Below are 25487 nucleotides of genomic sequence, written 5' to 3'. Positions count from 1 at the left end.
CGGTCGGTGGGACCGAGGTTAGGGGGTGTCGTGCCCGCCGCACGGAGGCGCGTAGGCGAGATAGGGCATGTGGGTGGTCCACTGGGCGCGCGTGATCCGCTCTCCGGTGTGTTCGCAGGCCTCGGCGATGTCCTGGTTGACGTCGGTTCCGGCCAGCCGGAGGGTGGCGTCGAATCCGCCGGAGGCCAGGACCGCGCCGTCGGGGCTGAACGCCACCGAGCTGACGGCCGTGATGTGTCCGGTGAGGGTGGTGAGCGGGCCGGGCCGCGCGGGCCGGGCCACGGACCAGAGCCGCACCGTACGGTCGTCGCCGGCCGAGGCGAGGGTCCGCCCGTCCGGGCTGAAGGCGACCGAGCCGACGACATCGGTGTGGCCGAAGAGAGTGGCGAGTGCGGCGGGGTGCCTGAGGTCGGTGATGTCCCACAGCCGTACGGGGGTGCGTCCCCCGGCGGCCGAGGCCAGGGTGTGGCCGTCGGGGCTGAAGGCCACGGAGAACACCGCCACGTCGTGTCCCTCCAGGACGGCCAGCGGCTGCGGACGGCGCGGATCGGTGACGTCCGACAGCCGTACGGTGGCGTCCTCGCCCGCGGTGGCGAGGGTACGGCCGTCGGGGCTGAAGGCGACCGCCCGGACCGCGTCCCGATGGCCTTCGATGCCCGTGAGCGCGACGGGCCGGGCCGGCTCGGCCACGTCCCACAGCCGGACCGTGCCACCGGCGCCACCGGCCCCGCCGGCGGCCAGCGTCCGGCCGTCGGGGCTGTAGGCCAGCGCGCGGACGTCGCCGAGCTGTGCGTCGAGTTGTGCGAGCTGCGCGGGGTGGACCGGGTCGGCCACGTCCCACAGCCGGATGCCGCCGTCGGCGCCGGCCGTGGCGAGCGTACGGCCGTCGAACCGGTAGACCACCGAGCGGACGTCGTCGCCGTGCCCGCTCAGCGTCGCGAGGGCGACGGGCCGGTCCGTGCCGTGCATCCGCCACAGCCGGGCCGTGTGGTCCCCGCTCGCGGTGGCGAGCTGTTGGCCGTCGGGGCGGTAGGCGAGGGCGACGACCTCCTTGGAATGTGCGGCGGTCGAGGTCATCAGGGTGCTGACCAGGCTGTCGCGGGTGCGGGCGGTGGGCGAGAGCCGGTAGGCCGTCAGGCTCAGCTGTACGGCGAGTCCGGGCTCGGTGTTGGTCAGGTCGGTCGCGTTCTCGGCGAGGTTCTGGGCGACCGCGTCGTTGCGCTGCCGGGTGACCTCGTCCTCGGCGCGTACGGCGTTGACGGTGGCGACCGCGGCCACCACCACGAGCGCGGCGAGCAGGGCCACCAGGGCCCGCAGCCGCCGCGCGCGGCGCCGGGCGACGCTCCCCGCGGCCGCCTCGGCCTCGGTACTGGCCTCGTAGAACTCCCGCTCCTTCGGGGTCAGTCCCACCACGCGCGTGGTGACGAGCTCGCGGGCCAGGGCGAGCCGGGTGCCCCGGTAGAGGGCGCCCGCGTCCCGGCCGACGTCCTCCCAGGCCCGGGCGGCGTCGGAGAGCCGGCGGTGGAGCCGTAACCGCTCCCGGTCGTCGCTCAGCCAGCCGCGCAGCCGGGGCCAGGCGCGGATGAGCGCCTCGTGGGTGAGTTCGACGCGCCCTTGGTCGAGGGTGAGCAGGCGCAGGGCGGCGGCGCGCGCCAGCACGATCGCGGTGTCGGCGTCCTGGCCGAGTTCCTCGCGGGCCACCGGGCGTTTGGTGTCCTCGGTGCCGTCGCCGAGGGCGATGAGGTGGCCGAAGATCTGCCGGGCCAGCTGTTGTCGGCGCTCGGAGAGGGAGGCGTACAGGGTTTCCGCGGACTGGGCGAGGGCTCCTTCGAAGCCGCCCGCCGCATGGAAGCCGTCGAGGGTGAGCGCGGCGCCGCGCCGGCGCCGCCAGGTCTCCAGCAGGGCGTGGGAGAGCAGGGGCAGGGCGCCGACCTGACCGTGGGCGTGGGCGACGAGGGTGGCCTGCAGGGCGCCTTCGACGGTGAGGCCGGCCTGCCGGGCCGGTTCCACGACGGCCCGGCGCAGTTCGGCGGCGCTCATCGGGCCGACCACGATCTGTGCCTCGCGCAGTACCTCGACCAGGGGTGCGTGGCGGGTGCAGTGTGCGTAGAAGTCGGCGCGCACGCCGAGGACGACACGGCAGCGCGAGCCGGGCCGGCGGGCCGCGTCGACGAGGTCCCCGATGAACCGGGCCCGCTCCTGCGGGTCGGCGCAGACGGTGAAGACCTCCTCGAACTGGTCCACGACCAACACGTTTTCCCCCGAGCCGGGACCGGTGTCCGGCGACTCTTGCCACTGAGCGAGGGCCTTCGCCAGGCGCTCGGCCGGGTGCGGCCCCGGCGTGAGGACGCGTACGGCCCGCCGCGGGGCGGCGCCGCTCGTGAGCCGCGGCAGCAGCCCGGCGCGCAGGAGCGAGGACTTGCCCGCGCCCGAGGCGCCGACCACCGCGAGGACCCGGCGGCGCGCGAGCATGGCGACGAGATCCTCCACCAGGCGCTCGCGTCCGAAGAAGAGCCCGGCGTCCTCGCTGCGGAAGGCCGCGAGTCCCACGTAGGGGAGCCCGTGCCCGTCGTCCCCCGCGAGCCCGAGGCCGGGCGCTTCGGGGGTGTCCAGCGCCAGTTCGGCGGCGACCGCGTGCCAGCGCCGCTCCCACTCCCCCGCGTCGCCGCCGCAGGCGCGTACGTACGACAGGGTCACGTCCAGACTCGGCAGCCGCCGCCCGGCCGCGGCTCCGGAGAGCGTGGCCACGGAGTAGTGCGCCCGCGAGGAGAGGTCGCGGTACGGCGGGGATCCCGCCTCGTGGCGCAGCCGGCGCAGGGCTCTGGCGAAGTGCAGCAGCGGTCCGTCGGCCCCCTCCAGCGGACGCTCCTTGCGCGCCATGCACCAGCCCCTTCCACCCGTGCTCTTTTCTGCCCTCTGGGGTGGATTGTTCAGCAATTGTTTGTTCACTGCCAGCGCCCCGACGGCGAACAACGGAAGGCGGCTAGACCTGAGTCCGGCAGCACCGGGACAGGAAGGAGTACGCCGATGAAACGACGCCTCGACGCCATCGCAGCCACCGCGGCGGCCCTGGCGGCGGCCGTGGTGCTGGCCGGCTGCGCAGCGTCCGCCGCGCCGCGGGCCGTGGGGCCGGTCCGCGAGCCGGACACCGCCGAAGTCCGGCTGCTGGAGCGGGCCGAGCAGATCCTGATCAGCGGCTGCATGCGGGAGCGCGGTTTCCCGTACGCCGTCACCGAGTCCCCCGACGACGGCGCGGCGCGCCGGTCCTTCCCGTACGCGGTGGACGACGTGGAGTGGGCGCGGGCCCACGGGTACGGCGGCCGCGACGAGCGGCGCGGCGCCGAGGCCCGGCGGGCCGACCCCAACCAGCAGTACTTCCACAGCCTGTCGGCGCAGCAGCGCGCGGCCGCCCGTACCGCGCTCATGGGCCGCTCCCCCGTGGGCCTGTCGGCCGAGGCGCCCACCGGAATGACCCTGACCGCGAGCACCGAGGGGTGCATCGCGCAGGCGCAGCGCTCCCTGTACGGCGATCTGGCCGGCTGGTTCCGCGCCAAGGTCGTGACGATGAACCTGCGGCCCGCGCAGGAGACCCGGGTACGCGAGGACCGGCGCTACGCGGACGCGGTCGGCGAGTGGGCCGGCTGCATGCGGGCGGCGGGCCGGCCCTACGCGACCCCCCTCGACTCCCGGCAGGCCGCGGCCGGGCTGGCCGACGCGGCCGAGACCGAACTCGCGGTCATCGAAGCGACCTGCGCCACCGGCACACCGCTGGCGCGGGTCTCCCAGGCTCTGGACCTCACCTACGGCGAAGAAGTCCGTGCACGGCACCAGGACGAGATCGACCTGAGGCGAAGGCTCCAGAACGACGCGCTCCCGATGGCGGAGCGGGTCGTGGCTCAACACGACGCATGACGGACGGACAGAGGGAGAACCCATGAACAAGTTCCGCACGACGATGCTGGCCTGCGCGCTCGCGCTGCCGTTGCTGGCCGCCCCGGCGGCGCTGACGACGGCCAGCGCGTCCCCGGCCGACGCCTCCGGCGTGGCCGCGGACGGCAACTACTGGGTCTGGGCCGACACCAACCGCGGCGGACCCGCCTGTGGTTGGAGCGGCAACGACTCCGACTGGCGCACCTGTGGCTCGGGCGGCAACTACAACATGAACGACCGGGCGTCGTCCTGGTGGAACAACGGGTACGCGGGCTCGCTGGGCGACGTGCGCGTCTACGAGAACATCGGCTACGGCGGAGCCTCCACCTGCGCCCCGAACGGCTCCGCCGGCAACATCCCGTGGGAGTGGAACGACCGGATCTCCTCCCACAAGTGGGTGACCAACTGCGGTTACTGACCGCGCACCCCGTCTCGGCGGGCCTCCCGGGCGTCAGTCCCGGGGGGCCCGTACGGCGTAGCGGACCTGGCCGTCCGCGGAGCCGGTCTCCTCGAAGCCGGCCCGGCGGACCACCCCGCGGGAGGGGGCGTTGTCCTCGGCCACCGTCGCGCGCAGCTCGGTGAAGCCGGGGTGCGCGAACGCCCAGGCCGTCAGGGTCTTGAGCGCCTCGGTGGCGTAGCCGCGGCCCCGGGCCGAGGGGACGAGGTCGTAGCCGATCTCCGCGACTCCCCCGGCGTCGGGGGCGGAGTGGAAGCCCATGGCGCCGATCGCGCGGCGGTCGCCGGTGCGGACGAGGGCGTACGCGCCCCAGCCCGGGCGGTAGGTGCCCGCCTCGCGGGCCTTGACGGCATGCCCGGCCCCGATGCGGGTGCCGTCCGCGGGGCCGCCCTCGGCCCAGGCGAAGCCGCCGGTGCCGCCGCCGCTCAGATCGGCGGCGACGAGCGGGGAGATCTCGCAGAGCGTCAGCCCCTCGGCCTGGAGGGGGTCGGCGTACCAGCGCCAGGCCGTCTGGCGGGGCAGGCCCGGGAGTTCGCCGCGGCCGGTGGCCCACAGCAGCGTCCGCCAGGCGTCGTCGCCGCGCGGGACGTGCGGGAAGAGCCGGTCGAGGACCTGCGCGGACAGCTCGGGGCAGGCCTCCCAGCCGTGGACGCCCAGGCCGCCGAGGATGTCGTGGGTGTGCAGCAGCGTCTCGACGATGCCCATCGCGGCGAAGCCGTCCGCGCCGGCCGTGCCGTACGGGTGCCAGGCGCGGTCGCCGGGGCGGGCCGCCCGTACGGCCGCGGACAGCAGGCCGCCGGTGGCCGTGATGATCTCCACCAGTCCGTCGGGGGTGGTGCCGGGGTCGGCGGTGATCTCGAAGGGGACGTACGCGCCGGTCGCCCGGCCGGTGAGCTGGGCCGCGTAGGCCGTGAAATCGCCGGCCACATGGACGGCGGTGTCGTGGCAGCTCCACTCCAGTCCGGCGGCCGGGGCACTCCAGTCGAGGTGTGCCACGTCCCGCAGTGCCTGGGTGGTGAGGGACACCGCCTTGTCCACATCCTGCGCGCTCGTGATCGTCATGGAGCGAACCATAGGTCGCGGGCCCGGTCGGGCCAACGCAATATCCACCGGACCTCGTACCGGTGACAAGGGCGCGTCTGCGCGCCTGCGACCGGGCCGGGGCGCTACTGCTTGTGCTCGGGACGGCGCGCCGACGGCGCCCCCCGGATGAAGGGCGGAGCAAGCGGTGAAGATTTCGACGAGGGACGTCTTCGGGGCGCCGTGCTGGGTGAGCCTGATGGCCCGGGACCTCGGGACCTCGCAGCGGTTCTACGGTGCGGTCGTGGGCTGGCGGTTCAGGCCGGCCCGGCTCGGCGAGGCGTTCTCGGTCGCCGAGCTGGACGGGGTGCCGGTGGCGGGGATCGGGGCGTTGGCGGGGGACTTGGCGGTCGCGGTGGCATGGACCCCGTACTTCGCCGTCGACGACGCCGATGTGGCGGCGGGCCGGATCCGCGAGCGCAGCGGCACGATCGCGGTCGGCCCGGTGTCCTTCGAGTCCGGGGGCCGGGCGGCGCTGGCGGCGGACCGCGACGGCGCGGTGTTCGGGATCTGGGAGGGCCAGGTGTCGGACTCCTGGCGGGTGGGCGCGGGCCACGCGCCGGCCTGGCTGGAGCTGCGTACCCGCAACGCGTTCGAGTCGGCGATCTTCTACGGGGAGGTGCTGGAGTGGGCCACCGGCCGCCCCGGGTGCTGCGAGGTCAGCTACGAGGAGGACCGGGTGGTGCTGCGGCAGGGCGGTGAGCCCGTCGCCCGGCTCGACAGCGGTCCCGTGGAGACGGCCTCGTACGCGCCGTACAGCCGCCCCCGCTGGCACGTGCACTTCCGCGTCCCGGAACTGGAGCCGGCCGTGCAGGCGGCCCTGGACCTGGGCGGCCGCACGGTGTCGCCGATCCAGTCGAGCGACACCGACCGGTGGGTGGCGCTGCGCGATCCGGACGGGGCCCTGTTCACCCTCACGACCCCGATCGCCGCCGGCGCGGAGTCCTAGTGCTGTGGCCACCCACCGGGGGCCGGGGCGCCCGCCGGGGCGTCCCCGGCCCGGCGCTCAGCGCGGATTCGGTCCCCGGGCCGGTCAGCCGGGTGGGCGGCGGGTGCGGGTCCAGGTGAGGAGGTCGGCCGCGGGCCAGGTGTTGACGATCCGGTCGGCCGGGACCCCGCATTCCACGGCGCGTTCGCAGCCGGTGGTCTGCCAGTCCAGCTGGCCCGGGGCGTGGGCGTCCGTGTCGATCGCGAAGAGCGTGCCCGCGCGCTCGGCGAGGCGCAGCAGTCTGCGGGGCGGGTCCAGTCGCTCGGGCCGGCTGTTGATCTCCACCGCGGTGCCGGCTTCCGCGCAGGCGGCGAAGACGGCTTCGGCGTCGAACTGGGACTCGGGCCGGGTCCTGCCGGTCACCAGCCGGCCCGTGCAGTGGCCGAGGACGTCCATGTGGGGGTTCTGGACGGCGGCGAGCATCCGCCGGGTCATGGCGGGCGCGTCCATGCGCAGTTTGGAGTGCACGGATCCGACGACGAGGTCGACCTCGTCCAGGAGTTCGTCCTCCTGGTCGAGCGAGCCGTCGAGGAGGATGTCGCACTCGATGCCGGTCAGCAGCCGGAACGGCGCCCAGGTCTCGTTGAGCTCGGCCACCACCCGCAGTTGTTCGCGCAGCCGCTCGGGCGAGAGCCCCCGGGCGACCGTCAGGCGCGGCGAGTGGTCGGTGAGCACCGCGTACTCGTGCCCGAGGCCGGCCGCGGCCCGGCCCATGGCCTCGATCGGGCTGCCCCCGTCCGACCAGTCGGAGTGCACGTGGCAGTCGCCGCGCAGGGCCGCGCGCAGGGCGAGGGCCTCGGGTGAGGCGGGCGGACCGGCCGGGTGCGCGGCGGCCTGGTCCTCCAGCTTCCGCAGATACTCCGGGACCCCTCCGCCCAGCGCCTCGCGGACGACCTGGGCCGTCTTGGGGCCGATGCCCTTGACCGCCTCCAGCGTGCCCGCCCGGACCCGCTCGGCCGCCTCGCCCTCGCCCATGTGTCCGACGGCGGACGCGGCCGTGCGGAACGCCCGCACCCGGTACGTCGGCTCCTGGGCGCGCTCCAGCAGGAAGGCGATCCGGTCCAGCGCCGCAACCGGATCCATCGCGTACCTCCTGTTGCCCGTGATCCGCGTACTCCCAGTGTGACCACGAACCCGGCGGCCCGGCTCAGCGGAGCTCGGCCAGCAGCAGCGCCACGTCGGCCCCGGCGACCGCCAGTGTGGCGTGGAAGGGGAACCGTCCGCCGAGCCGCCCGCCCGCGAGCAGGGCCGGGGCGGTCGTCACGGCGAGCAGGGCCCAGCCGTACGGGCTCACCGGCCCCGGCGGCCCGACGACCAGGGCGGTGGTCGAGCCGAGGACGAGGAGGCCGGCCAGCGCGGCCGAGCGGCGCACGCCGAGCCGCTGCGGCAGCCCCGCCACCCCGGTGGCCAGGTCGTCCTCGATGTCGGGCAGGACGTTGGCGAAGTGGGCGCCCGCCCCGAGCAGCGCCGCGGCGGCGGTGAGCCACGGGGGCGGCCAGGGCGCCCCGGGCAGGCCGAGGGTGACGTAGGCGGGGAGCAGCCCGAAGGCGAGGGCGTACGGCAGCCAGGAGGCGGCGGTGCTCTTGAGCCGCAGGTTGTACGCCCAGGCGGCGGCCACGCCGGTCAGGTGCACGGCGCCGGCGAGCGGCCCGCCGGCCAGCGAGAGCGGGACGCACAGGAGCAGCGCCCCGAGCGCGGCGGCGGTCACCGCGCTCGGGGTCACCGTACCGGCGACCAGGGGTTTGTCGACGCGGCCGGTGGCGAGGTCGCGGCGCAGGTCGGTGCGGTCGTTGCACCAGCCGACCGACAGCTGTCCGGCGGCGACGGCGGCCACGCAGACCGCGGCTCCGGGCAGGGCGCGGCCCACGGCCGCGGCCAGGGCGGCGGCGAACAGGGTGACGGCCGCCGTCGGCAGCGGATGGCAGGCGCCCAGCAGGCCGGCGACGGGGGACGGAGGCGTTCGGGCCTCTGCTGCGGTGGCGGGCACGGTGTCACGCTAGGCCGTCTCGTGGACGGCCCGGGCTGCGGCGCGCCCGGTTCGACTGGTTCCTCACGAAGTGTCGGATCTTCCCTATGTTGAGGCAATGACACGTGTCCTGGCTGTGCGCAGCGTGTTCCCGCCCCACCGCTACCCGCAGTCCGAGATCGCGCAGGCGCTCGCCCGGTTCCTGCCGCCGGGCAGCGACACCGCGCTCCTGCACCGCGTCCACGCCTCGGTACGGGTCGGGGCCCGCCATCTGGCGCTGCCGCTGGAGCGGTACGGGCCGTCGAACGACTTCGGAACCACCAACGCCCTCTTCGTCGAGGCCGCCCTCGAACTCGGCGGCCGGGCCCTGGAACTCGCCCTCGCGGACGCCGGTTTGGCCGGCGCCGAGCTCGACCTGGTCATGTCGACCACGGTGACCGGCCTGGCCACGCCCTCCCTGGAGGCACGCCTCGCCGGCCGTGCCGGGCTGCGCCCGGACGTGCGGCGGGTGCCGCTCTTCGGCCTCGGCTGCGCCGCCGGCGCCGCCGGGGTGGGCCACCTCCACGAACACCTGACCGGCAGCCCCGGCCACGCGGCGCTCCTGCTCTCCACCGAGCTGTGCTCGCTCACCCTCCAGGCCGCTGACGCCTCGATGGCCGCCCTGGTGGGCGGGGCCCTCTTCGGCGACGGGGCCGGCGCCCTGGTGGTCGTCGGCGAGGAGCATCCGCTGTACGGGTCGGGCACCGGACCCACGGTGGTGGCCGCGCGCAGCCGCCTCTACCCGGGCACCGAGCACCTGCTCGGGTGGGACATCGGGCACTGGGGCTTCCGGCTGGTACTGGACCGCGACGTCCCCGAACTGGTCCGGCTGCACGTGGCGGAGGAGGTCGAGACCTTCCTGGCCGGGCACGACCTCAAGCCGTCCGACGTCCATGCGTGGATCTGCCATCCCGGCGGGCCCCGGATCCTCGACGTGCTGGCGGACGCGCTGTCGCTGCCCGAGTCGGCCTTCGCGGCGAGCCGGAACTCGCTCGCGACCGTCGGCAACCTCTCCTCCGCCTCGGTCCTGCACATCCTCGCCACCTTCCAGGAGTCGGGACCGCCGCCGCCCGGGTCGGTCGGGCTGATGCTCGCCTTCGGTCCGGGCTTCGCCTCCGAACTCGTCCTGCTGCGCTGGTGAGTGACCCGTGTCGATGAACCTGTACCTGCTGATCGTCGGACTCGTCGCCGCCGAACGCCTCGCCGAGCTCGTCACGGCGCGCCGCAACAGCGCCTGGAGCCTGGCCCGCGGCGCCCGCGAGTACGGCCGGGAGCACTATCCGGCCATGGTCGCCCTGCACACCGCGCTGCTGGCCGGATGCGCGGTGGAACCGTGGGCCGCGGGGCGCCCGTTCGTCCCCTGGCTGGGCTGGACCGCGCTCGCGCTCGCCGTGGCGGCGCAGGGTCTGCGGTGGTGGTGCATCGCCACCCTCGGGCCGCGCTGGAACACCCGGGTGCTGGTGGTGCCCGGACTGCCGCTGGTGGCGGCGGGGCCGTACCGGCTGCTGCGCCACCCCAACTACGTCGCGGTCGTCATCGAGGGCATCGCGCTGCCGCTGGTGCACACGGCGTGGTTGACCGCGATCGGCTTCACCGCCCTGAACGCGGTCCTGCTGGGCGCCCGCATCCACTGCGAGGACATCGCCTTGGCCGACGCCTTGGCGGACGGCGCGGCCAACAGCCCGGCGGACGGCCCGACGGGCGGCCCGGCGGACGGCGCGGCCGACAGCGCACCCGCCCCGGCCCCGCACCCCGCGCCGTGATCGATCTGCTCGTCGCCGGCGGCGGACCGGCCGGGCTGGCGACCGCGATCCACGGCGCGCTGGCCGGGCTGGAGGTGGTCGTCGCCGAGCCGCGCCCGACCCCCATCGACAAGGCCTGCGGCGAGGGCCTGATGCCGGCGGGCGTGCGCCGGCTCGCGGAGCTCGGCGTCACGGTGCCCGGCCGGCCCTTCCACGGCATCCGCTACCTCGACGGCGTCACCGGGCGCCACGCGGAGGGGCGCTTTCGCACCGGCCCCGGGCTCGGCGCGCGGCGCACCGCGCTCCAGGCCGCGCTGGCGGACCGGGCCGCGCAGTTGGGCGTACGGGTGCTCCCCCGCCGGATCGACGAGGTGCGCCAGGACCCCGACTCGGTCAGCGCGGCCGGCCTGACCGCCCGCTACCTGGTGGCGGCGGACGGTCTGCACTCCCCCGTCCGGCGGGAACTGGGCCTGACCGCGCCGCCCGTGCCCGGCCGGGCGGCCCGCTACGGCCTGCGCCGGCACTACGCCGTGGCGCCGTGGAGCGACTGCGTGGAGGTGCACTGGGCGGAGCGGGCCGAGGCGTACGTGACCCCGCTGGGGCCCGACCGGATCGGCGTGGCCGTGCTGACCTGCGAGCAGGCCCCGTTCGACGTACAACTCGCCCGGTTCCCGCTGCTGTCGGCCCGGCTGCCCGCGGCTCCCGGCGCGCCGGTGCGCGGCGCCGGACCGCTGCGCCAGCGGGCCCGGGTGCGGGTGGCGGGGCGGGTGCTGTTCGTGGGGGACGCCGCCGGGTACGTCGACGCCCTCACCGGCGAGGGGCTCACCCTGGCCGTGACCGCGGCGGGTGAGCTCGTACGGTGCGTACGGGCGGGCCGGCCGCAGGAGTACGAGCGGGCCTGGCGGGAGCTTTCGCGCAGCTACCGCACCCTCACCGCCTCCCTGCTCTGGGCCCGTGGGCAGCCCCCGCTCGCGCGCCGCATCGTGCCGCTCGCCGCCCGGCTGCCCGGGGTGTTCACACGGCTGGTGAACGTGCTCGCGTGACCCGCCGCACGGCGTCGCCCGGGCCCCTTCCCGGATCAGGTTCCGTCGCGCCGCGGCCGGTACTGCAGGGCCAGGCCCGCCAGCACGGCCGCGGACGCGGCGCACAGCACGGCCGTCACGTCCGTCCAGTCCGCGGACCCGCCGACCGCACCCGGCGGCGGGTCGAACCCGACGATCCCGCCCAGCACGTGCAGCACGGCGACGGCGAGGGCGGCCACGGCCCCGGTCCGCCACACCGCGGCGGTGTCGCGCACCGCCAGCAGGGCGCCGAGCCCCAGGCACAGCACGGCGACCGCAAGGCCGGGCAGCACCCCGGGGTCACCGGCCGACACGCCCGCCGGGTACCGGGGCAGGTGCAGTGCCCCGCAGACCAGCAGCGCGAGCGCCACCGGCCAGCGCAGCAGGTGGCGCAGCGCGCGGGAGCCTCGGGGCGCGGCCCGCGGGGTGAGGTCCGTCTCCTCCCCCTCGTGCGCGTGTTCGCCCAACAGGGCGGCCCTCTCGCCGACTTCGTGGACGGGGCGGGCCGCCTCGGCCGCCCGCGGGGCTTCGTGTCCGGGGTCTTCGTGTTCCGTCGCGGCGAGCCTGATGGGGTCATCCATGGAAAGCTCCGTTCACCGACGCGCGGGCACGCCTTGCGCGCCGGTCGTCGTGCGTTACGGGTATCGCACGCTTTGTCATATTCAGCGGCACTTCGCCGCACTGCGCCATTCGGGGCGGGCAAACGGGGGTCTCCCGCGCCGCCGCCCCGGTGACTTCCGCCCGGCGTGGGCATGGTGGAGGCATGAAGGGCACGGAAGTACTGGCCGACGCGTTCGGCAGAATCCGCGACGTGGTGCACGAGGCGGTCGAGGGATTGTCGGGCGAACAGTTGAACGCGCGCGTCGATCCGGGGGCGAACTCGATCGCCTGGCTGGTGTGGCACCTCACCCGGATCCAGGACGACCACGTGGCGGACGCGGGCGGGCTGGAGCAGGTGTGGTCCGCCCAGGGCTGGGCGGACCGGTTCGCGCTGGCGCTGCCCGCCGGGGCGACGGGGTACGGGCACACGGCGCGCCAGGCCGGGGCCGTGCGCGTGGACTCCGGCGAACTGCTGCTGGGGTACTTCGACGCGGTCCACGCGCAGACCGGGCAGTTCCTGCGCGGGGTGGCCGCCGCCGATCTGGACCGGGTGGTCGACGAGGCCTGGGATCCGCCGGTGACCCTGGGCGTGCGGCTGGTCAGCGTGATCGGCGACGACCTCCAGCACGCCGGGCAGGCCGCCTTCGTACGGGGCGTGCTGACGAGGCGCCGGTGAGGGCGGCCGTACGGCGGGCCGTGCGGGCCCTGCTGGCGGGGCTGCTGCTGTCGGCGGCCGGGCCGGCCTTCGGCGCCCGGGCCGCGGACCGGCCGGTGGTGGAGACCGACCGCGGGGCGGTACGCGGCCGGGCGCATCCCGGGTACCGCACCTTCGAGGGCATCCCGTACGCCGCGCCGCCGGTCGGGGCGCTGCGCTGGCGGCCGCCGGTGCCCGTACCGCGCTGGCGCGGTGTCCGGGACGCGGGGGCGCCCGGTGCCCGCTGCGTGCAGTTCCCCGCGATCGGGCCCGGCGGGCCGAGCGGCTCGGAGGACTGCCTGTTCCTGAATGTCACCGGCCCCGCGGCCGGGGTGCGGCGGCCCGTCATGGTCTGGTTCCACGGCGGCGGCTTCGTCAACGGCGCCGGGGACCTGTACCGGCCGCAGCGGCTGGCCGCCGCGGGCGGGGCGGTGGTCGTCACGGTCAACTACCGGCTCGGCGTCTTCGGCCTGTTCGGGCACCCGGCGCTCGGCGGGGCGCCCGACTCCACCCTCTCCGACCAGCAGGCGGCGCTGCGCTGGGTGCGGGCCAACGCGGCCACGTTCGGCGGCGACCCGGGCAACGTCACCGTCTTCGGCGAGTCGGCCGGCGGGCTCAGCGTCTGCATGCACCTGACCTCCCCCGCCTCGGCCGGCCTGTTCCACCGGGCGATCGTGCAGAGCGGTTCCTGCTCGACGACGATGCCCCCGCGGGCCCTGCTGCCGGAACTGGGTGCGTACGAGCCCTTCGTGCCGGAGCGGCGCACGGTCGCGGACGGGGCCGCCGCGGCGGCCCGGCTCGGCTGCGGCCGGCCGGAGCCCGCCGCCGAACTGGAGTGCCTGCGCGGCCTGGACACCGGGAAGCTGGCGACGCCCGAGCTGATGCAGCGGTTCTCCCTCGTCTCCTACGGCAATGCGCTGCTGCCCGTCGAACCGCGGCGGGCACTGCGGGAGGGGCGGTTCCACCGGGTCCCGGTGATCCAGGGCGCCGACCGCGACGAGATGCGGATCTTCCTCGGGCAGACCCTGGCGGTGTACCCGGTCGCCGACGAGCAGGCCTACCGGGCCCGGCTGTACACGTCGTTCGGGGAGTCGGCCCCGATCGTCGAGGCGGCCTATCCGGCCTCCGCGTACCCGACGCCGGCGCTGGCGCTGGCGACGGCGCTGACCGACGTGTCCTTCGTGTGCCCGACGCTGCGCGACGGCCTGGCACTGGGGCGGCACGTGCCGACGTACCTCTACCGGTTCGACGACCGGGACGCGCCGAACTACACGGGGCTGCCGGAGGTCCCCGGTTTTCCGTACGGCGCCTCGCACGGATTCGAACTGACCTACCTGTTCGACACGCCGTTCGCCCTGAGCGGGCCCCAGCGGGCGCTGGCGGACCGGATGGCCGGCTACTGGGTCCGGTTCGCGCGGACGGGCGATCCGAACGGGCCGGGGGTCCCGCGGTGGAAGGCTTCCTCGCCGGCCTCCGTGCAGTCGCTGGCTCCGGGGCCGGCCGGGATCCACCCGGTGGACGCATCGGCCGAACACCACTGCGCGCTCTGGGAGTCCCGGGGCGGCGCCGACGGAAAGGCGGACTCTTGACCGGCTTGAGCGACATCCTGGAGCGGCACGTCAGCAGCGGTTCGCTGCCCGGGGCGGTGGCCCTGGTGGCCCGGGGCGACGAGGTCGAGGTGGCGGTGGTGGGCAGCGCGGACGCGGAGGGCAGCGCACCGATGGTCCGGGACTCGCTCTTCCGCGTCGCCTCGATCACCAAGATCGTCACTGCCGTGGCGGTGATGATGCTGGTGGAGGAGGGCCGGTTCGCGCTGACCGATCCCGTGGCCCCCTGGCTGCCCGAGCTGGCCTCGCCCGTGGTCGTACGCACCCCGGCGAGCCCGGTCGACGACGTGGTCCCGGCCGAGCACGCGATCACCGTCGCGGACCTGCTGACCTTCCGGGCCGGCTGGGGGTTCCCGTCCGATTTCTCGCTCCCGGCGGTCGGGCTGCTGTTCAGCGAGCTCAGGCAGGGGCCGCCGCAACCGCAGCTCATCGCGGCGCCGGACGAATGGATGGCGACGCTGGCACGGATCCCGATGCTCCACCAGCCGGGCGAGGCCTGGCTGTACAACACCTGCTCGGACGTCCTCGGGGTGCTGATCGCGCGGGTGGCGGGCTGTTCGCTGCCGGAGTTCCTGGCCGAGCGGATCTTCGAGCCTCTGGGCATGGCCGACACGGGGTTCGCCGTGCCGCACGGCAGCCGCGGGCGTTTCACCGGCTACTACCGGACCGGACCCCGGGGCGGCCCGGAACTGATCGACGCCCCCGACGGGCAGTGGAGCAGCGTGCCGGCCTTTCCGTCCGGCACCGGCGGGCTGGTGTCGAGCCTGGACGACCTGTACGCCTTCACCCGGATGCTGCTCGACGGCGGCGGCCCGCTGCTGTCGGCCGATTCGGTGCGGCGGATGACCACCGACTGGCTCACCCCCGCGCAGCGGGCCGGCGCCGAGCTGTTCCTGGAGGGCCAGGGCTGGGGCTTCGGCGGCTCGGTGGACGTCGCGCCCGTCGACCCGTGGAACGTGCCGGGCCGCTACGGCTGGGTCGGCGGCACCGGAACGGCCGCGCACGTCACCCCGTCCACCGGGGCCGTCAGCATCCTGCTGACCCAGCTGGAGCTGAGCAGCCCGACGCCGCCGGCCCTGATGCGCGAGTTCTGGACGTACGCGGCCTCCTGAGCGCCGCCGCCGGGACCCGCGTCAGTGGTTCTCGGTCGGTTGCAGGTCGCGCGGGATCAGCGACCAGGTGGTGGCCGCGGCGGCGACGGCGAGGGCTCCGGCCAGCAGGAACGCCGGGGTGATCGCCAGGGTGTAGGCGTGCGAGGCCGCGTCGAGGAGGGCGCCGCCGACCTCGCCGCCGATCCGCTCGGCGGTGTGGGCCGCCTCGCCCACGGAGTCCCGTACGGCGCTCATGGTGGGGCCGTCCAGGTCGAGGGCCGGGAGGTTGCCCCGGTAGAGCGCGGCGGCCGTGGAGCCGAGGATGGCCACGCCCATGGCCGAACCCAGTTCGTAGCAGGTCTCCTCGATGGCGGCCGCGCTGGACACCTCGTCCGCGGGGGCGGAGGACATCAGGGTCACCGAGGCGACCGTGGTCGCCAGGCCGGCGCCCAGGCCGATGACCGTCAGGGCGACGGCGAAGGCCGGGTAGCCGAGATCGGTGAACTGCTGGAGGGTCCACGGCAGGGCCATGCCCGCGGCCAGCACCACCAGGCCGGCGCCCAGGACGTGCCGGATCGCGAAGCGCTGCATGAGGGTGGGGGCCATCATCGAGGCGCAGATCAGGGCGAGCGGCGCGGGCAGCAGGCGCAGGCCCGCCTCCAGCGGGGTGTAGCCCTGGCCGTACTGGAACCACTGGGTGACGAGGAAGAGGATCGCGCCCATGCCCACCATGGGCAGGAAGATCGCGGTCGCCGCGACGCTGAAGGCGGGCTTGGTGAACAGCCGTACCTGGAGCAGCGGGTTGTCCAGGCGCAGCTGGCGGCGGACGAAGACGGTCAGGGTGATCGCGGCGATGACGAGCAGGGCCCAGGGCAGCGGGTCGGCGATGCCGCTCTTGCCGAGCTGCTTGATGCCGCCCGCGAGGGCGAGCATGCCGACGATCGACTGGGCGACGCCCCACCAGTCCCAGGCGCCGGCGGAGCGCGGGGAGCGGGATTCGGGGAGGTAGCGCAGGCCGGCCGCGACGATGACGGCGGCGACGGGGAGGTTCAGGAGGAAGGCGGAGTGCCAGCCGTAGTCCTGGACGAGGAGGCCGCCGACGACCGGGCCGAAGGCCATGCCGCCACCGAAGACGGCGGCCCAGACGGCGAGGGCGAAGGCGCGTTCCTTGGCGTCGGTGAAGACGCTGCGCAGGATCGACAGGGTGGACGGCATGATCGCCGCGCCGCCGATGCCGAGGAGGGCGCGGGCCGCGATGACGTGCCAGGCCTCGGTGGAGAACACGGCTATGAGCGAGGCGACGGAGAAGATGCCGAAGCCCGCCATCAGCAGCCGCTTGCGCCCCCAGCGGTCGCCGAGGGCGCCGGCGGTGACCAGCAGGCCGGACAGGGCGAGCGCGTAGATGTCGATGATCCACAGCTGCTGCACTGCGCCGGGCTGGAGGTCACCGACGAGCGAGGGGAAGGCCACGTTGAGGATCGTGGTGTCCATCGAGATGAGCAGGAGGCTGCCGGAGAGGATCGCGAGCACGATCCAGCGGCGCGGATCCGGCGTGGGGGTGTGCATGGAGATTCCGTTCGGGAGGGGTGCGCAGGGCTGTGCTGGGGCTGCCCGGCGGGACTACGCGGCGGAGGCCCGGGTTCCGCCGAGGAAGGAGGTCAGGACCAGACGGCCGGTCCGGCGGGGGGCGAGGTGCCCGTCGCGTACGCCTTCGGCGGCGGCGTCGAGCAGGCCCCAGAGCGAGTACCAGAGCCAGTACGGGGGCATGTCGGCGCGCAGGCGGCCGAGCCGCTGGCCGAACTCGAAGAAGGCCAGGGCCCGCTGGTCCTGGCGCTCGATGCCAGCCCGGAACTCGGGATCGGCGAGCACGGTGGCGTCGCGCGAGGTGAACCCGTACAGGTGGACGGCGGGCAGCAGGTCGGTGACGAGCTGCTCCAGCGCGGCGTCGAAGGCCGCGCCGTCGGCGTCCGCGGGCAGGTCGGCCGGGGTCAGACAGCCGTCGACCACCTCGATCGCCCGGACGGCGACGGCCTTGAGCAGTGACTCGCGGGTTGCGTGGCGACGGCTCAGTGTGGCGCGGCTGGTCCCGATGCCCGCGGCGATGTGGGCCATCGAGGCGCTGTGGTCGCCGGCGAGGACGCGGGCGGCGCCGTCCAGCAGTTCGTTTTCGTGCACCATGATGAGCCTCCTTCGCCTCATACGATACGTTTTTGTCTCACATGAGGCAAATTTGGCTACTCAGGGCAATACGGACCAGTGGACCGGCCCACGGACCGCTACGGGTGGCCGTCCTCCTGGTCCGGGGCCGTACGGGCACGGGCGCCGGAGCGCGTGCGGCCCGGTGTCTGGGCCCGCTCCGGGTGGCGGCGCACGTACTCGTGCTCCAGCTCGTTCATCCGCTGCGTGTGCGTGACCAGCGCGTCTTTGGACCCGTGCAGCAGGGTCTCGTGGCGCGTGCGGTGGATGGCCTCGAGCTCCTTGAGCAGTCGGCCCTCCTCCAGCTCCCGCGCCGACGGACCGCCCTCGTGCTCCGCCATGGCAGGTACACCTCCTCCTCTGCCGGGCCGGGCGCACCGCCCGGTCCTGGTCCCTCCATCATCCGCCGGGGACGGCGGCCCGCGCTCGGCAGCTTCGGGCGACCTCGTCGGCGAAGACGCGGGCCGGAGGGCTGAGGGCCGTCCAGCGGCGCACGGCCCAGCCCACCGCGAGGGGAGGCAGCGCGGGGACGGGCACCAGGCGCAGCGGGCCGTCGGTGCCGGGGACCTGCCAGCCGGGCAGGGCGGGCACGACGGCGTGGCCCAGGCCCAGTTCGGCCAGCAGGAGGGCGGTGTCCCAGTCGGCGACGCTGGTGTCGGAGGCGATCCGGATGCCGGATTCCGCGAGGGCGGCGTCGAGGTGGGCGCGGGAGGCGGAGTTCTCGGGCAGCCGGATGTGGTGGACGGCGGCCAGCTCGGCCAATTCGATGCGGGGCCGAGCGGCGAGGGGGTCGTCGGCGCGGACCGCGAGCACCCAGGGCAAGTGCATGACAGGGCGTTGTTCGATGCCGCGGACGGGGGCGCCGATGGTGATCCAGGCGAGGTCGAGGTCGTCGGCGGCGAGGGCGTTGAAGCAGCTGCGGCTGGAGTTCTCGGTCTGGAACTCCAGGCTCACCCGAGGGTGCCCGCGGCGGAAGGTGACGACGGCCTCGGCCATGAAGTGCCGCACGGTCGTGGCGCCGGTGGTGACGCGGACCGAGCCGGCGCCGCCGCGGACGAGGTCGTCGAGCCGGCGCAGGGCACCGTCGAGGCCGGCGATCCCGTCGGCTGCGGCCGCCCACAGGATCCGCCCGGCCTCGGTGGGGACCACCCCGCGCGCGTGGCGCTCCAGGAGGACCGCGCCGGTCTGCTTCTCCAGGCGGCGGACGTGCTGGCTGACGGCGGACTGGGTGCGGCCGAGGTCGCGGGCGACGGCGCTGAGGCTGTCGGCCCCGCAGACGGCGACGAAGACGCGGAGGTCGTCGAGGGTCATGAACCCCCAAGCTAACACTTGGGGGTTGGGAGCAAATCGGAGGATTGACTTGGGTGTCAGCGTGAACAATGGTCTTCACAGAGACCGGGCGGCAACCCGTCCCCGGCCTCGTCACGGTCCGGACCGTGACGAGGGGAGAAGGGGACGGGTGCCGACCCATCGGCCGTGGGGGGCGGTCAGGGGTGGGGATCGGGGCGTGGGGATCAGGGCGTCGGGATCAGGGCGTGAAGGTCCAGCGCTGAGCCGCCGAGTCGTCGCAGGCGGCGCGGGTGAGCTTGGTGCCGTTGGCGCTGCCGCCTCCGACGGGGGCCAGGCATTGCCCGCCGGTACGCAGGCTGGACTGGGGGCCGGCCTGCCAGGTCTGGCCGGAGCTGCCGTTGCAGGTCTGGATGGTGACTTGCGAGGGGCTCGTAGCGTCCAGGCAGACTCCGCCGAGGCCGGTCAGGCGGCCGTCGCCCTGGAGGGTCCAGCGCTGGTTGGGCCCGCCGTGGCAGGTGTACAGGGCGGGTTCCGTGCCCGGTGTGGTGGCGCTGTACGGAAGGTCCAGGCATGCGGCGGAGGCCGCGTTGACGAGGGTGGCGTCCGCCGGGAGCGGGGCGGCCCGCCCGGTGAGCGTGATCTCGGCGGCGCTGCTCCAGGGGCCGCGGCCGCCGGCTTCGGTCAGGGCCTTGAGGCGGAGGTAGCGGCCGGTCCGTGCGGCCAGGGTGATGTCCTTGCGGGCCGCCGTGTCGGCGAAGGTGCCGCCGGCCACCGGGGACCCCCAGTCGGCGGTGGTGTCCGAGACGTACACCTCGTAGCCGCCGATCCGGCCGTTGACACCGCCGTCCTGCCGGGGCAGGTAGCCGAGGCCGTCGACCGTGTAGCGGGCGCCGAGGTCGATCTGGATCTCGTGCGGGAGCGGCGCCGGGGTGCCGGAGGACCAGGCGGTGTGCCAGATCGTGGCCGGGTTGCCGTCGAAGGCATTGCGGGCGGCGCCGTTCTCGGCGCCGGTCTCCTGGCTGTCGGCGGAGACCAGGGTCCAGGCCGACTGCGCGATCGGGGCGGAGCCCGCCGGGATCGGATCGGCCGCGGGGACGGTGGTGGCGGTGGCCGTGACGGTGAACGCGCCCGACTTCGAGCCGGTCTTGACCCAGAGGATGCCCCCGCGGTCGGCCGCGTCGAAGTACCAGCCGGTCGCTGCCCCGTCGTAGGCGGCCTTCGAGGACTGGCGGGCGAGCGCGGCGCCGTCCGCCGTGACCGTGCCGGGGGCGGTGGCCACATGGAGGGTGAACTCGTAGCCGCGGGCGGCCGGCTTGCCGGTGTAACTGCCGGTCGGGGCGCCGACGGCGACGGTGACGGTGCCCGAGCCGGTGGCCGGGGCGGTGACGTCGACCTTCTGGCGGGCGTACGCGCCGGACTCGTGGGCGCGGGTGAGGCCGTCGTCCTCGTACAGGCTGAAGGAGGAGGTTCCGCGCGGGTGGATGTCGTAGGTGAGGGTGGAGACGGGCTTCTCGCCGGTGAAGTTCATCTGCGGCCACATCGGAACGATCGCGCCGCCCTTGACGAAGAGGGGCAGGGTGTCGAGCGGGGCCCGGTAGCCGTTGAGCCAGCCCGGTCCGGCGTACGTCTTGCCCGTCCAGTAGTCCGTCCAGGTCCCGGCGGGCAGGTAGATGCCGTCCCGTACCGAGGTGTCGGAGACGACCGGCGCGACGAGGAAGGAGTCGCCCGCCATGAACTGACCGCTGGTGAGGTTGCCGCGGGCCACCGGGTCGTCGGGGTACTCCAGGACCATGGCGCGGGTGCTGGGCACGCCGCTCTCGTGCGCGACCCGGCTCATCGAGTACAGGTACGGCATCAGCCGCATCTTGAGCTGGAGGTACTTGCGGTTGATGGACAGGTACGGCTCCGCGAACCGCCAGGGCTCCTTGTCCTGGTAGCCGGCCGCAGGGTTGGTCGCGCCCCAGCCGGACATGGTCATGAAGGCCGGGGTGAAGGCCTTCCATTGGAGGTCGCGGGCGTACGTCTTGGGGCTGCCGCCGAAGATGCCGTCGATGTCGCCCGAGGCGTAGTTGACGGCGGACAGGCCCGCGCCGGTGATGGCGGGGACGTGCCAGCGCATGTCGTCCCAGGTGCCGTTGGTGTCGCCGGTCCAGACGACCGCGTTGCGCTGGGTGCCGGCCCAGCCGTCGACGGTCCAGACGTAGCGGCGGGCGTCGGAGTTCTTCTCGATGCCGTCGACGGCCTGCTGGACGCCGTTGAAGGCGTACTTGTAGCCGCTGCCGATCCAGGCCACGTCGGTCTTGACTCCGCGGGTGCCGGCCACGGAGACCTCGTCGGTGATGGAACCGAGGCCGGTGGAGGTCCACAGCCCGGTCTGGAAGCCCTTGGACTTGAGCGCGTCGACCGTGGACTTCAGCGGAGCGGTGTAGCCGCAGCCGTAGCCGTCGTTGGGCAGGAACCAGCCCGAGGGCATGTCGGCGGCGCGGGCGTCGGCGGCGTAACCGGCCACGTCCGGGGTGGTCTGGTGACGCAGGCGGTTGTGGTCGCCCTGGTAGTCGGGATTGGAGGCGTTGAAACAGTCGGCGTTGCCGAGCTCGAAGCCCCACATCGGGGCCATGAAGGGTTTGCCGCTGACGTCGGTGTAGGCGTCGAGGACCGACTTGAGGGAGCCGCCGGTGAAGTACCAGGCGTCGAAACGGCTCTCGTTGTGGGTGAGGGTGGTGGGGGCGTTGAATCCGTAGGAGCCCGGGGCCCAGGTATTGCGCATGACGCCGTAGCCGTTGGTGGACATGTAGAAGGGCGCGGGACTGGCGTTGTTGTTCTCGCGCCACTTGTTGTCCACGGCCACCGGTACGGTCTTGCCGCGCAGCGCCCATTCGCCCAGGCGCAGGCCGGTCCCGTAGAACTGCTCGTCCGCGCCCCGGGCGAGGTACTGGGTGGTCTGGCCGCCGGTCCAGGAGGTGGGCTGGGTCTCCTGCCAGACGAGGGTGGAGTTGTCGGCGCGATAGACGGAGAACTGCAGGGGCGACTTGTTGACCCGGATGGACAGGGCCCCGGTGGTGATGCGGTAGTACGCGCCGGCGTCGGTGTAAGCGGGACTGACGGGGCCGAAGTCGGTCGTCGGGGCGAGGTCGGAGCCGGCGGGGTCGTTGGTGAAGGCCCCGTCGGGCGAGAGCCAGAGCCGGAAGATGTCCGCGCGGGCGACGACCACCCGGGCCTTGGCGCCGCTGGACGCGGTGACGGTGAAGGTGTTCCCGGACCGGGTGAATCCGGTGACGTTGCCGGCCGTGGCCGGGGGGGCTGCGGAGGCCGCCTTGGCGGGCGTCACGGCCGGTCCCGCCGCGGCCAGCCCCGCCACGGCGAGGGCGGCGGCGAGCAGCGCCGCGGTGCGGCGCCTGCCCGGCCCCCGGGGCCGGCTCCTGCGGATGCGGATCAGTCTCATGGGGGTCATGGGGCTCATCGGGCAGCTCCTCGTGCGGTCCGGGTCACGGACACACCGCTTTGGCATGCTCCCGGCAAGATAGCGCTCCACGGGGCCCATTTGAAGGAAGTTGCTCGAAGTTGCTTCAGATCGAGCATCTTTGAGCATCCCACTGCGCTGAAGGCGGCTCGGGTGGTCGTACGGCCGGGAGGGGCCGGCCACAGCGTTCGTCCCGCTCGCGAAGCGGTGGTTGAGCTGCCGGCGCAGCCATTCGCCTCGGGCCGGCCGGACCGCCGGCGGGCGCCGCCACCTGCCCGGCGTCCGTAGGGGGTCGCGACCGGCCCCTCGTACACACGGAAGCGCGGCCGAAACCGTCGGCCCCGGGTTCCACACCGTCGATCATGTCGCACGCCCCGGAGCGGGCGGCGAGACGTGTGGAGAACCACATTTTTGCCTGATTTTGGACATAAGGGTGAATGATTGATCCCATTCGCGCCGACACGCCCGGGAGAGACATGCGACGCCCCCACAGCACCCGCACCGCTTGGCGGGCCGCCTTCGCGGCCGCAGGCATGGCCGTCGCCCTCTGCCTCGGCGGCATCGTCGGCACCCCCGCGCACGCGGCGTCGGGAGACGGTGCGGCCAGGCCGGACGCGGCGGCCGTACCGCCCGCGGCATCGGGCCTCATACCCGAGGCGGCCCGGCGGCTCGGGATCAAGGAGGAGATGTCCTCCTTCACCGTGAAGTTCCCGGCCGCCCCCTACCGCACCACGAACATCGGGCGCGCCGTGGAACGGATCGACGGCAACGTCGTCCTGCCCGGCGAGGCCTGGAGCTTCAACAAGACGGTCGGCGAGCGGACGCCGGAGAACGGCTTCGTCGACGGCATCATGATCAATGACGGCCGGTACGTGAAGTCCCCCGGCGGCGGGGTCTCGGCGGTCGCGACCACCATGTTCAACGCCCTGTTCTTCGCGGGCGTCAAGCCGCTGGAGCACGGGGCCCACTCGTTCTACATCGAGCGGTACCCGGAAGGCCGCGAGGCCACCGTGGCCTGGGGCACGCTCGACCTGCGCTGGCTGAACGACTCCGGCCACCCGATCTACATCCAGGCCCGGTCCACCGACCACTCGGTGACGATCACCTTCCTCGGCACGAAGCGCTTCGACGCCGTGCGAGCCGTCCGAGGGCCCCGCGCCCACATCACCCAGCCGGCCGCGCGGGAGGCCTCCGGACCCGACTGCGAGGCGCAGACCCCGTACGAAGGCTTCGACGTCGAGGTCGACCGCCTCCTCGTACGAGACGGCCGTGAGGTCGGGCGGGACACCTTCCGCACCCACTACACACCGCGTGACAAGGTCACCTGCATCGCCCCGGTGGCTTCCCCCACGGCGACGGCCGGCGCCGCATCCCCCACCCCGATGGCCAGCGCCGCGTCCCCCACCCCGACGGCCGCCGCCGCGTCCCCCACGCCGACGGCCAGCGCCACACCCACCACCCCGGGGGCCCCGCCTGCGACGTCCTGGGTGCCTCCGGTGGCGTGCATGTACATCTGCCTCCCGAGGTAAGTTGCGCCCTTGACTGACGCTTCGCCACTTCCCGTGCAGTGCGCCGCTATCGCGGTACGGAGCCGAACGTGCGGCGGTAGGCGCCCGGGGTGGTGCCGAGCGCGGTGCGAAAGCGGCGGCGGAGGTTGACGGCGGAGGCGAGGCCGACCCGTTCGGCGATGGCCTCCACCGGCAGATCGGTGCCCTCCAGCAGCACCCGGGCCTCCTCGATGCGCCGGCTCAGCAACCACTGCCCGGGGCTGGTGCCGAGCTGGTCGGCGAAGCGGCGGGCGAGGGTGCGTCCGGAGAGCCCGGCCCGCGCGGCGAGCCGGTCCAGGGTGAGCCGCTCGCCCAGCCGGGTCCCGGCCCACTCCAGCAGCGGGGCGAGGGAGTCGTCGGTGCGGACGGGCGCGGACGGCCGCTCGGCGAACTGCAGTTGGCTGCCTTCGCGGTGCGGGGGCAGCACCATGCCCCGGGCGACCCGCGCGGCGTACGCGGCTCCGTGGTCCCGGCGCACGAGGTGCAGGCAGAGGTCGATGGCGGCGCCGGTGCCGGCGCTGGTGGCGAGGTCGCCGTGGTCCACGTACAGCACGTCCCGCTCGACCCTGACGCGGGGGAAGGCCGCGGCCAGGCGGTCGGCGTGCCGCCAGTGCGTGGTCGCGGCGCGGCCGTCGAGGAGTCCGGCCTGGGCGAGCACGAAGGCGCCGGTGCACAGGGAGGCGATCCGGGCGCCCCGGCGGTGGGCGGCGCGCAGGGCGTCGAGGACGGCCGGGGAGACGGTCGAGCCGGGCGGCTGCCGGCCGGGGAGGACCACCGTCTGCGCGCGGTCGAGGGCTTCGAGCCCGGCCTCGACGAGGAGGGCGTACCCGGCGGTGGTGGGCAGCGGCCCGGGGCGCTCGGCGCAGACCTCGACCTCGTAGCGTGCGGGCTCGTCGGGGCCGGGCGGGCCGAAGACGGTGGTGGCGCAGGCGAGCTCGAAGGGGGTCTGGGGGGCTCCGGCGAGGACGGCGATCCGGTGCGGGCTGCTCATGGCAGGAATGTACCCGGTGACGTCTTTTTGGACTCTGGGGTTCGCGGCGGGCGCGGATCACAGTGGGGCCATGAAGGAAACCACCTCACACACGACGCTGCTCAAGACGGTCGTCCACGTCGATGACATCGAACCCGCCGAGGTCGTCCCCGGCATCACGCGCCGCCGGCTGCCGGCGACCGGCCTGGCGCGGGGCTGGCTGATCGACTTCGCGCCGGGATCCGAGTGGCCGGAGGTCGACGTCCACACGGCGGAGGAACGGTACTTCGTCCTGAGCGGCGAGGTGATCGAGGGCCCGGAGCGGCACCCCGCCGGCACCTACGTGGTCTTCGCGCCGGGCAGCAGTCACCGTCCGCGCACGGAGACGGGCGCCCGGATGATCGGCATCACGGTGACGGCACCCGCGCCGACCCGGGCCGGCTGACGTCGCACCGCCCGCCAGGCGCCCCGGCCTCCCACCCGCTGCCGGCCTCCCGCCCGCTGCCGGCCCGCCGCCCACCCTCGGTGGAGCCCTGGCCGGCAGGGGCGACGACGGGCATCACCGCCAGGACGGGCGGAGCCGGCGAGGTGTGCTCGTGTCCGCACGGGTCGAAGACCAGCACCACCGGCAGACCGGGGCGCTGGCGCCAGGAGATCCGCTCCGGGCCGTTGCCGCACACCGGACAGCGGGGCAGCGGGCTCGGCTCCGGCCGGCACGCGGGGGCGGCCACGAGGGGCGTGGGGTGCGGATCGCGCATGGCGGCTCCCT

Annotated in this window: 22 protein-coding genes and 1 pseudogene; 11 read left to right on the top strand and 12 right to left on the bottom strand. The window is 74.5% G+C overall.

What is annotated here, in order from left to right:
• Positions 1 to 18: 18 nt before the first annotated feature.
• The gene (locus ACFWBF_RS03155) at positions 19 to 2880 is read right to left on the bottom strand and encodes an XRE family transcriptional regulator (RefSeq protein ID WP_385594293.1); all 2862 of its coding nucleotides are present in this window, start codon (positions 2878 to 2880) and stop codon (positions 19 to 21) included.
• Positions 2881 to 3027: 147 nt separating this feature from the next.
• Between ACFWBF_RS03155 and ACFWBF_RS03150 the strand changes: the two genes are divergently transcribed.
• Together ACFWBF_RS03150 and ACFWBF_RS03145 are read left to right on the top strand one after the other, a co-directional pair.
• Entirely contained in the window at positions 3028 to 3912 is an 885-nt protein-coding gene (locus ACFWBF_RS03150; protein WP_385594291.1) for a hypothetical protein, read from the top strand.
• Between the two features lie 22 nt (positions 3913 to 3934).
• Complete coding sequence (locus ACFWBF_RS03145; protein WP_385594289.1) at positions 3935 to 4348, top strand: peptidase inhibitor family I36 protein; 414 nt, start codon at positions 3935 to 3937, stop codon at positions 4346 to 4348.
• 33 nt (positions 4349 to 4381) lie between these two features.
• Here ACFWBF_RS03145 and ACFWBF_RS03140 read toward each other — a convergent pair whose 3' ends face one another.
• Positions 4382 to 5449 carry a GNAT family N-acetyltransferase gene (locus ACFWBF_RS03140; RefSeq protein ID WP_385594286.1) on the bottom strand — a complete coding sequence of 356 codons (1068 nt, stop codon included), beginning with the start codon at positions 5447 to 5449 and terminating at the stop codon, positions 4382 to 4384.
• Positions 5450 to 5666: 217 nt separating this feature from the next.
• Between ACFWBF_RS03140 and ACFWBF_RS03135 the strand changes: the two genes are divergently transcribed.
• Positions 5667 to 6416, top strand: coding sequence for a VOC family protein (locus ACFWBF_RS03135; protein ID WP_385594334.1), 750 nt, complete (start codon positions 5667 to 5669; stop codon positions 6414 to 6416).
• 84 nt (positions 6417 to 6500) lie between these two features.
• Here ACFWBF_RS03135 and ACFWBF_RS03130 read toward each other — a convergent pair whose 3' ends face one another.
• A complete protein-coding gene (locus ACFWBF_RS03130; protein ID WP_385594282.1) occupies positions 6501 to 7538 on the bottom strand; it encodes a PHP domain-containing protein in 1038 nt (345 codons plus the stop codon).
• 64 nt (positions 7539 to 7602) lie between these two features.
• A complete protein-coding gene (locus ACFWBF_RS03125; protein ID WP_385594279.1) occupies positions 7603 to 8442 on the bottom strand; it encodes a UbiA family prenyltransferase in 840 nt (279 codons plus the stop codon).
• Positions 8443 to 8539: 97 nt separating this feature from the next.
• Between ACFWBF_RS03125 and ACFWBF_RS03120 the strand changes: the two genes are divergently transcribed.
• The 3 genes from ACFWBF_RS03120 to ACFWBF_RS03110 are packed head-to-tail and all read left to right on the top strand — an operon-like array spanning position 8540 to position 11245.
• A complete protein-coding gene (locus tag ACFWBF_RS03120; RefSeq protein WP_385594276.1) occupies positions 8540 to 9601 on the top strand; it encodes a type III polyketide synthase in 1062 nt (353 codons plus the stop codon).
• Positions 9602 to 9614: 13 nt separating this feature from the next.
• Complete coding sequence (locus ACFWBF_RS03115; protein WP_385594332.1) at positions 9615 to 10223, top strand: isoprenylcysteine carboxyl methyltransferase family protein; 609 nt, start codon at positions 9615 to 9617, stop codon at positions 10221 to 10223.
• The gene (locus ACFWBF_RS03110; protein ID WP_385594273.1) at positions 10220 to 11245 is read left to right on the top strand and encodes an NAD(P)/FAD-dependent oxidoreductase; all 1026 of its coding nucleotides are present in this window, start codon (positions 10220 to 10222) and stop codon (positions 11243 to 11245) included. Before ACFWBF_RS03115 ends, ACFWBF_RS03110 begins: the two co-directional genes overlap by 4 nt.
• 35 nt (positions 11246 to 11280) lie before the next feature.
• Here the strand turns inward: ACFWBF_RS03110 and ACFWBF_RS03105 are convergent, their stop codons facing one another.
• Positions 11281 to 11844 carry a hypothetical protein gene (locus tag ACFWBF_RS03105; protein ID WP_385594270.1) on the bottom strand — a complete coding sequence of 188 codons (564 nt, stop codon included), beginning with the start codon at positions 11842 to 11844 and terminating at the stop codon, positions 11281 to 11283.
• A 182-nt stretch (positions 11845 to 12026) separates the two neighbouring features.
• On the opposite strand from ACFWBF_RS03105, the gene ACFWBF_RS03100 reads away from it, so the two are divergent.
• Genes ACFWBF_RS03100 through ACFWBF_RS03090 form a run of 3 tightly spaced genes read left to right on the top strand, consistent with a single transcriptional unit; the run spans position 12027 to position 15276 of the window.
• Positions 12027 to 12539 (top strand): DinB family protein, encoded by a 513-nt coding sequence (locus ACFWBF_RS03100; RefSeq protein WP_385594267.1) that lies wholly within the window; start codon positions 12027 to 12029, stop codon positions 12537 to 12539.
• The gene (locus ACFWBF_RS03095) at positions 12536 to 14146 is read left to right on the top strand and encodes a carboxylesterase/lipase family protein (RefSeq protein ID WP_385594264.1); all 1611 of its coding nucleotides are present in this window, start codon (positions 12536 to 12538) and stop codon (positions 14144 to 14146) included. The genes ACFWBF_RS03100 and ACFWBF_RS03095 overlap by 4 nt, the downstream gene beginning before the upstream one ends.
• Positions 14143 to 15276, top strand: a complete 1134-nt coding sequence (locus ACFWBF_RS03090) for a serine hydrolase domain-containing protein (protein ID WP_385594261.1) — start codon at positions 14143 to 14145, stop codon at positions 15274 to 15276. Before ACFWBF_RS03095 ends, ACFWBF_RS03090 begins: the two co-directional genes overlap by 4 nt.
• Positions 15277 to 15297: 21 nt before the next feature.
• Here ACFWBF_RS03090 and ACFWBF_RS03085 read toward each other — a convergent pair whose 3' ends face one another.
• The 5 genes from ACFWBF_RS03085 to ACFWBF_RS03065 all read right to left on the bottom strand — a co-directional run bounded on the left by ACFWBF_RS03085 (position 15298) and on the right by ACFWBF_RS03065 (position 22192).
• Positions 15298 to 16821, bottom strand: a complete 1524-nt coding sequence (locus ACFWBF_RS03085; protein ID WP_385594258.1) for an MFS transporter — start codon at positions 16819 to 16821, stop codon at positions 15298 to 15300.
• Between the two features lie 54 nt (positions 16822 to 16875).
• A complete protein-coding gene (locus tag ACFWBF_RS03080) occupies positions 16876 to 17433 on the bottom strand; it encodes a TetR/AcrR family transcriptional regulator (RefSeq protein WP_385594255.1) in 558 nt (185 codons plus the stop codon).
• Between the two features lie 98 nt (positions 17434 to 17531).
• Complete coding sequence (locus ACFWBF_RS03075) at positions 17532 to 17792, bottom strand: DUF6158 family protein (protein WP_385594252.1); 261 nt, start codon at positions 17790 to 17792, stop codon at positions 17532 to 17534.
• A 58-nt stretch (positions 17793 to 17850) separates the two neighbouring features.
• Positions 17851 to 18762, bottom strand: coding sequence for a LysR family transcriptional regulator (locus ACFWBF_RS03070; protein ID WP_385594249.1), 912 nt, complete (start codon positions 18760 to 18762; stop codon positions 17851 to 17853).
• A gap of 217 nt (positions 18763 to 18979) precedes the next feature.
• Positions 18980 to 22192, bottom strand: coding sequence for a TIM-barrel domain-containing protein (locus ACFWBF_RS03065; RefSeq protein ID WP_385594246.1), 3213 nt, complete (start codon positions 22190 to 22192; stop codon positions 18980 to 18982).
• A gap of 605 nt (positions 22193 to 22797) precedes the next feature.
• On the opposite strand from ACFWBF_RS03065, the pseudogene ACFWBF_RS03060 reads away from it, so the two are divergent.
• Positions 22798 to 23529: pseudogene (locus ACFWBF_RS03060) on the top strand (VanW family protein); the annotation flags it as partial.
• 247 nt (positions 23530 to 23776) lie between these two features.
• Here ACFWBF_RS03060 and ACFWBF_RS03055 read toward each other — a convergent pair.
• Positions 23777 to 24739 carry a GlxA family transcriptional regulator gene (locus tag ACFWBF_RS03055; protein ID WP_385594243.1) on the bottom strand — a complete coding sequence of 321 codons (963 nt, stop codon included), beginning with the start codon at positions 24737 to 24739 and terminating at the stop codon, positions 23777 to 23779.
• Between the two features lie 70 nt (positions 24740 to 24809).
• Between ACFWBF_RS03055 and ACFWBF_RS03050 the strand changes: the two genes are divergently transcribed.
• Positions 24810 to 25163 carry a cupin domain-containing protein gene (locus ACFWBF_RS03050; protein ID WP_385594240.1) on the top strand — a complete coding sequence of 118 codons (354 nt, stop codon included), beginning with the start codon at positions 24810 to 24812 and terminating at the stop codon, positions 25161 to 25163.
• Here the strand turns inward: ACFWBF_RS03050 and ACFWBF_RS03045 are convergent.
• Positions 25126 to 25476 (bottom strand): hypothetical protein, encoded by a 351-nt coding sequence (locus ACFWBF_RS03045; RefSeq protein WP_385594238.1) that lies wholly within the window; start codon positions 25474 to 25476, stop codon positions 25126 to 25128. The genes ACFWBF_RS03050 and ACFWBF_RS03045 overlap by 38 nt on opposite strands.
• Between the last annotated feature and the right edge of the window lie 11 nt (positions 25477 to 25487).

This window comes from Streptomyces sp. NPDC060028 (genome assembly GCF_042736725.1).
Lineage (GTDB): Bacteria > Actinomycetota > Actinomycetes > Streptomycetales > Streptomycetaceae > Streptomyces.
This window is presented reverse-complemented; position numbering and strand designations above follow the sequence as displayed.

What these genes read in the sequence shown, in the direction of transcription:
- ACFWBF_RS03155 (WP_385594293.1), bottom strand. Translation starts at nt 2,880, where the DNA reads ATGGCGCGCAAGGAGCGTCCGCTGGAGGGGGCCGACGGACCGCTGCTG.
- ACFWBF_RS03150 (WP_385594291.1), top strand. Translation starts at nt 3,028, where the DNA reads ATGAAACGACGCCTCGACGCCATCGCAGCCACCGCGGCGGCCCTGGCG.
- ACFWBF_RS03145 (WP_385594289.1), top strand. Translation starts at nt 3,935, where the DNA reads ATGAACAAGTTCCGCACGACGATGCTGGCCTGCGCGCTCGCGCTGCCG.
- ACFWBF_RS03140 (WP_385594286.1), bottom strand. Translation starts at nt 5,449, where the DNA reads ATGACGATCACGAGCGCGCAGGATGTGGACAAGGCGGTGTCCCTCACC.
- ACFWBF_RS03135 (WP_385594334.1), top strand. Translation starts at nt 5,667, where the DNA reads ATGGCCCGGGACCTCGGGACCTCGCAGCGGTTCTACGGTGCGGTCGTG.
- ACFWBF_RS03130 (WP_385594282.1), bottom strand. Translation starts at nt 7,538, where the DNA reads ATGGATCCGGTTGCGGCGCTGGACCGGATCGCCTTCCTGCTGGAGCGC.
- ACFWBF_RS03120 (WP_385594276.1), top strand. Translation starts at nt 8,540, where the DNA reads ATGACACGTGTCCTGGCTGTGCGCAGCGTGTTCCCGCCCCACCGCTAC.
- ACFWBF_RS03115 (WP_385594332.1), top strand. Translation starts at nt 9,615, where the DNA reads ATGAACCTGTACCTGCTGATCGTCGGACTCGTCGCCGCCGAACGCCTC.
- ACFWBF_RS03105 (WP_385594270.1), bottom strand. Translation starts at nt 11,844, where the DNA reads ATGGATGACCCCATCAGGCTCGCCGCGACGGAACACGAAGACCCCGGA.
- ACFWBF_RS03100 (WP_385594267.1), top strand. Translation starts at nt 12,027, where the DNA reads ATGAAGGGCACGGAAGTACTGGCCGACGCGTTCGGCAGAATCCGCGAC.
- ACFWBF_RS03085 (WP_385594258.1), bottom strand. Translation starts at nt 16,821, where the DNA reads ATGCACACCCCCACGCCGGATCCGCGCCGCTGGATCGTGCTCGCGATC.
- ACFWBF_RS03080 (WP_385594255.1), bottom strand. Translation starts at nt 17,433, where the DNA reads ATGGTGCACGAAAACGAACTGCTGGACGGCGCCGCCCGCGTCCTCGCC.
- ACFWBF_RS03075 (WP_385594252.1), bottom strand. Translation starts at nt 17,792, where the DNA reads ATGGCGGAGCACGAGGGCGGTCCGTCGGCGCGGGAGCTGGAGGAGGGC.
- ACFWBF_RS03070 (WP_385594249.1), bottom strand. Translation starts at nt 18,762, where the DNA reads ATGACCCTCGACGACCTCCGCGTCTTCGTCGCCGTCTGCGGGGCCGAC.
- ACFWBF_RS03065 (WP_385594246.1), bottom strand. Translation starts at nt 22,192, where the DNA reads ATGACCCCCATGAGACTGATCCGCATCCGCAGGAGCCGGCCCCGGGGG.
- ACFWBF_RS03055 (WP_385594243.1), bottom strand. Translation starts at nt 24,739, where the DNA reads ATGAGCAGCCCGCACCGGATCGCCGTCCTCGCCGGAGCCCCCCAGACC.
- ACFWBF_RS03050 (WP_385594240.1), top strand. Translation starts at nt 24,810, where the DNA reads ATGAAGGAAACCACCTCACACACGACGCTGCTCAAGACGGTCGTCCAC.
- ACFWBF_RS03045 (WP_385594238.1), bottom strand. Translation starts at nt 25,476, where the DNA reads ATGCGCGATCCGCACCCCACGCCCCTCGTGGCCGCCCCCGCGTGCCGG.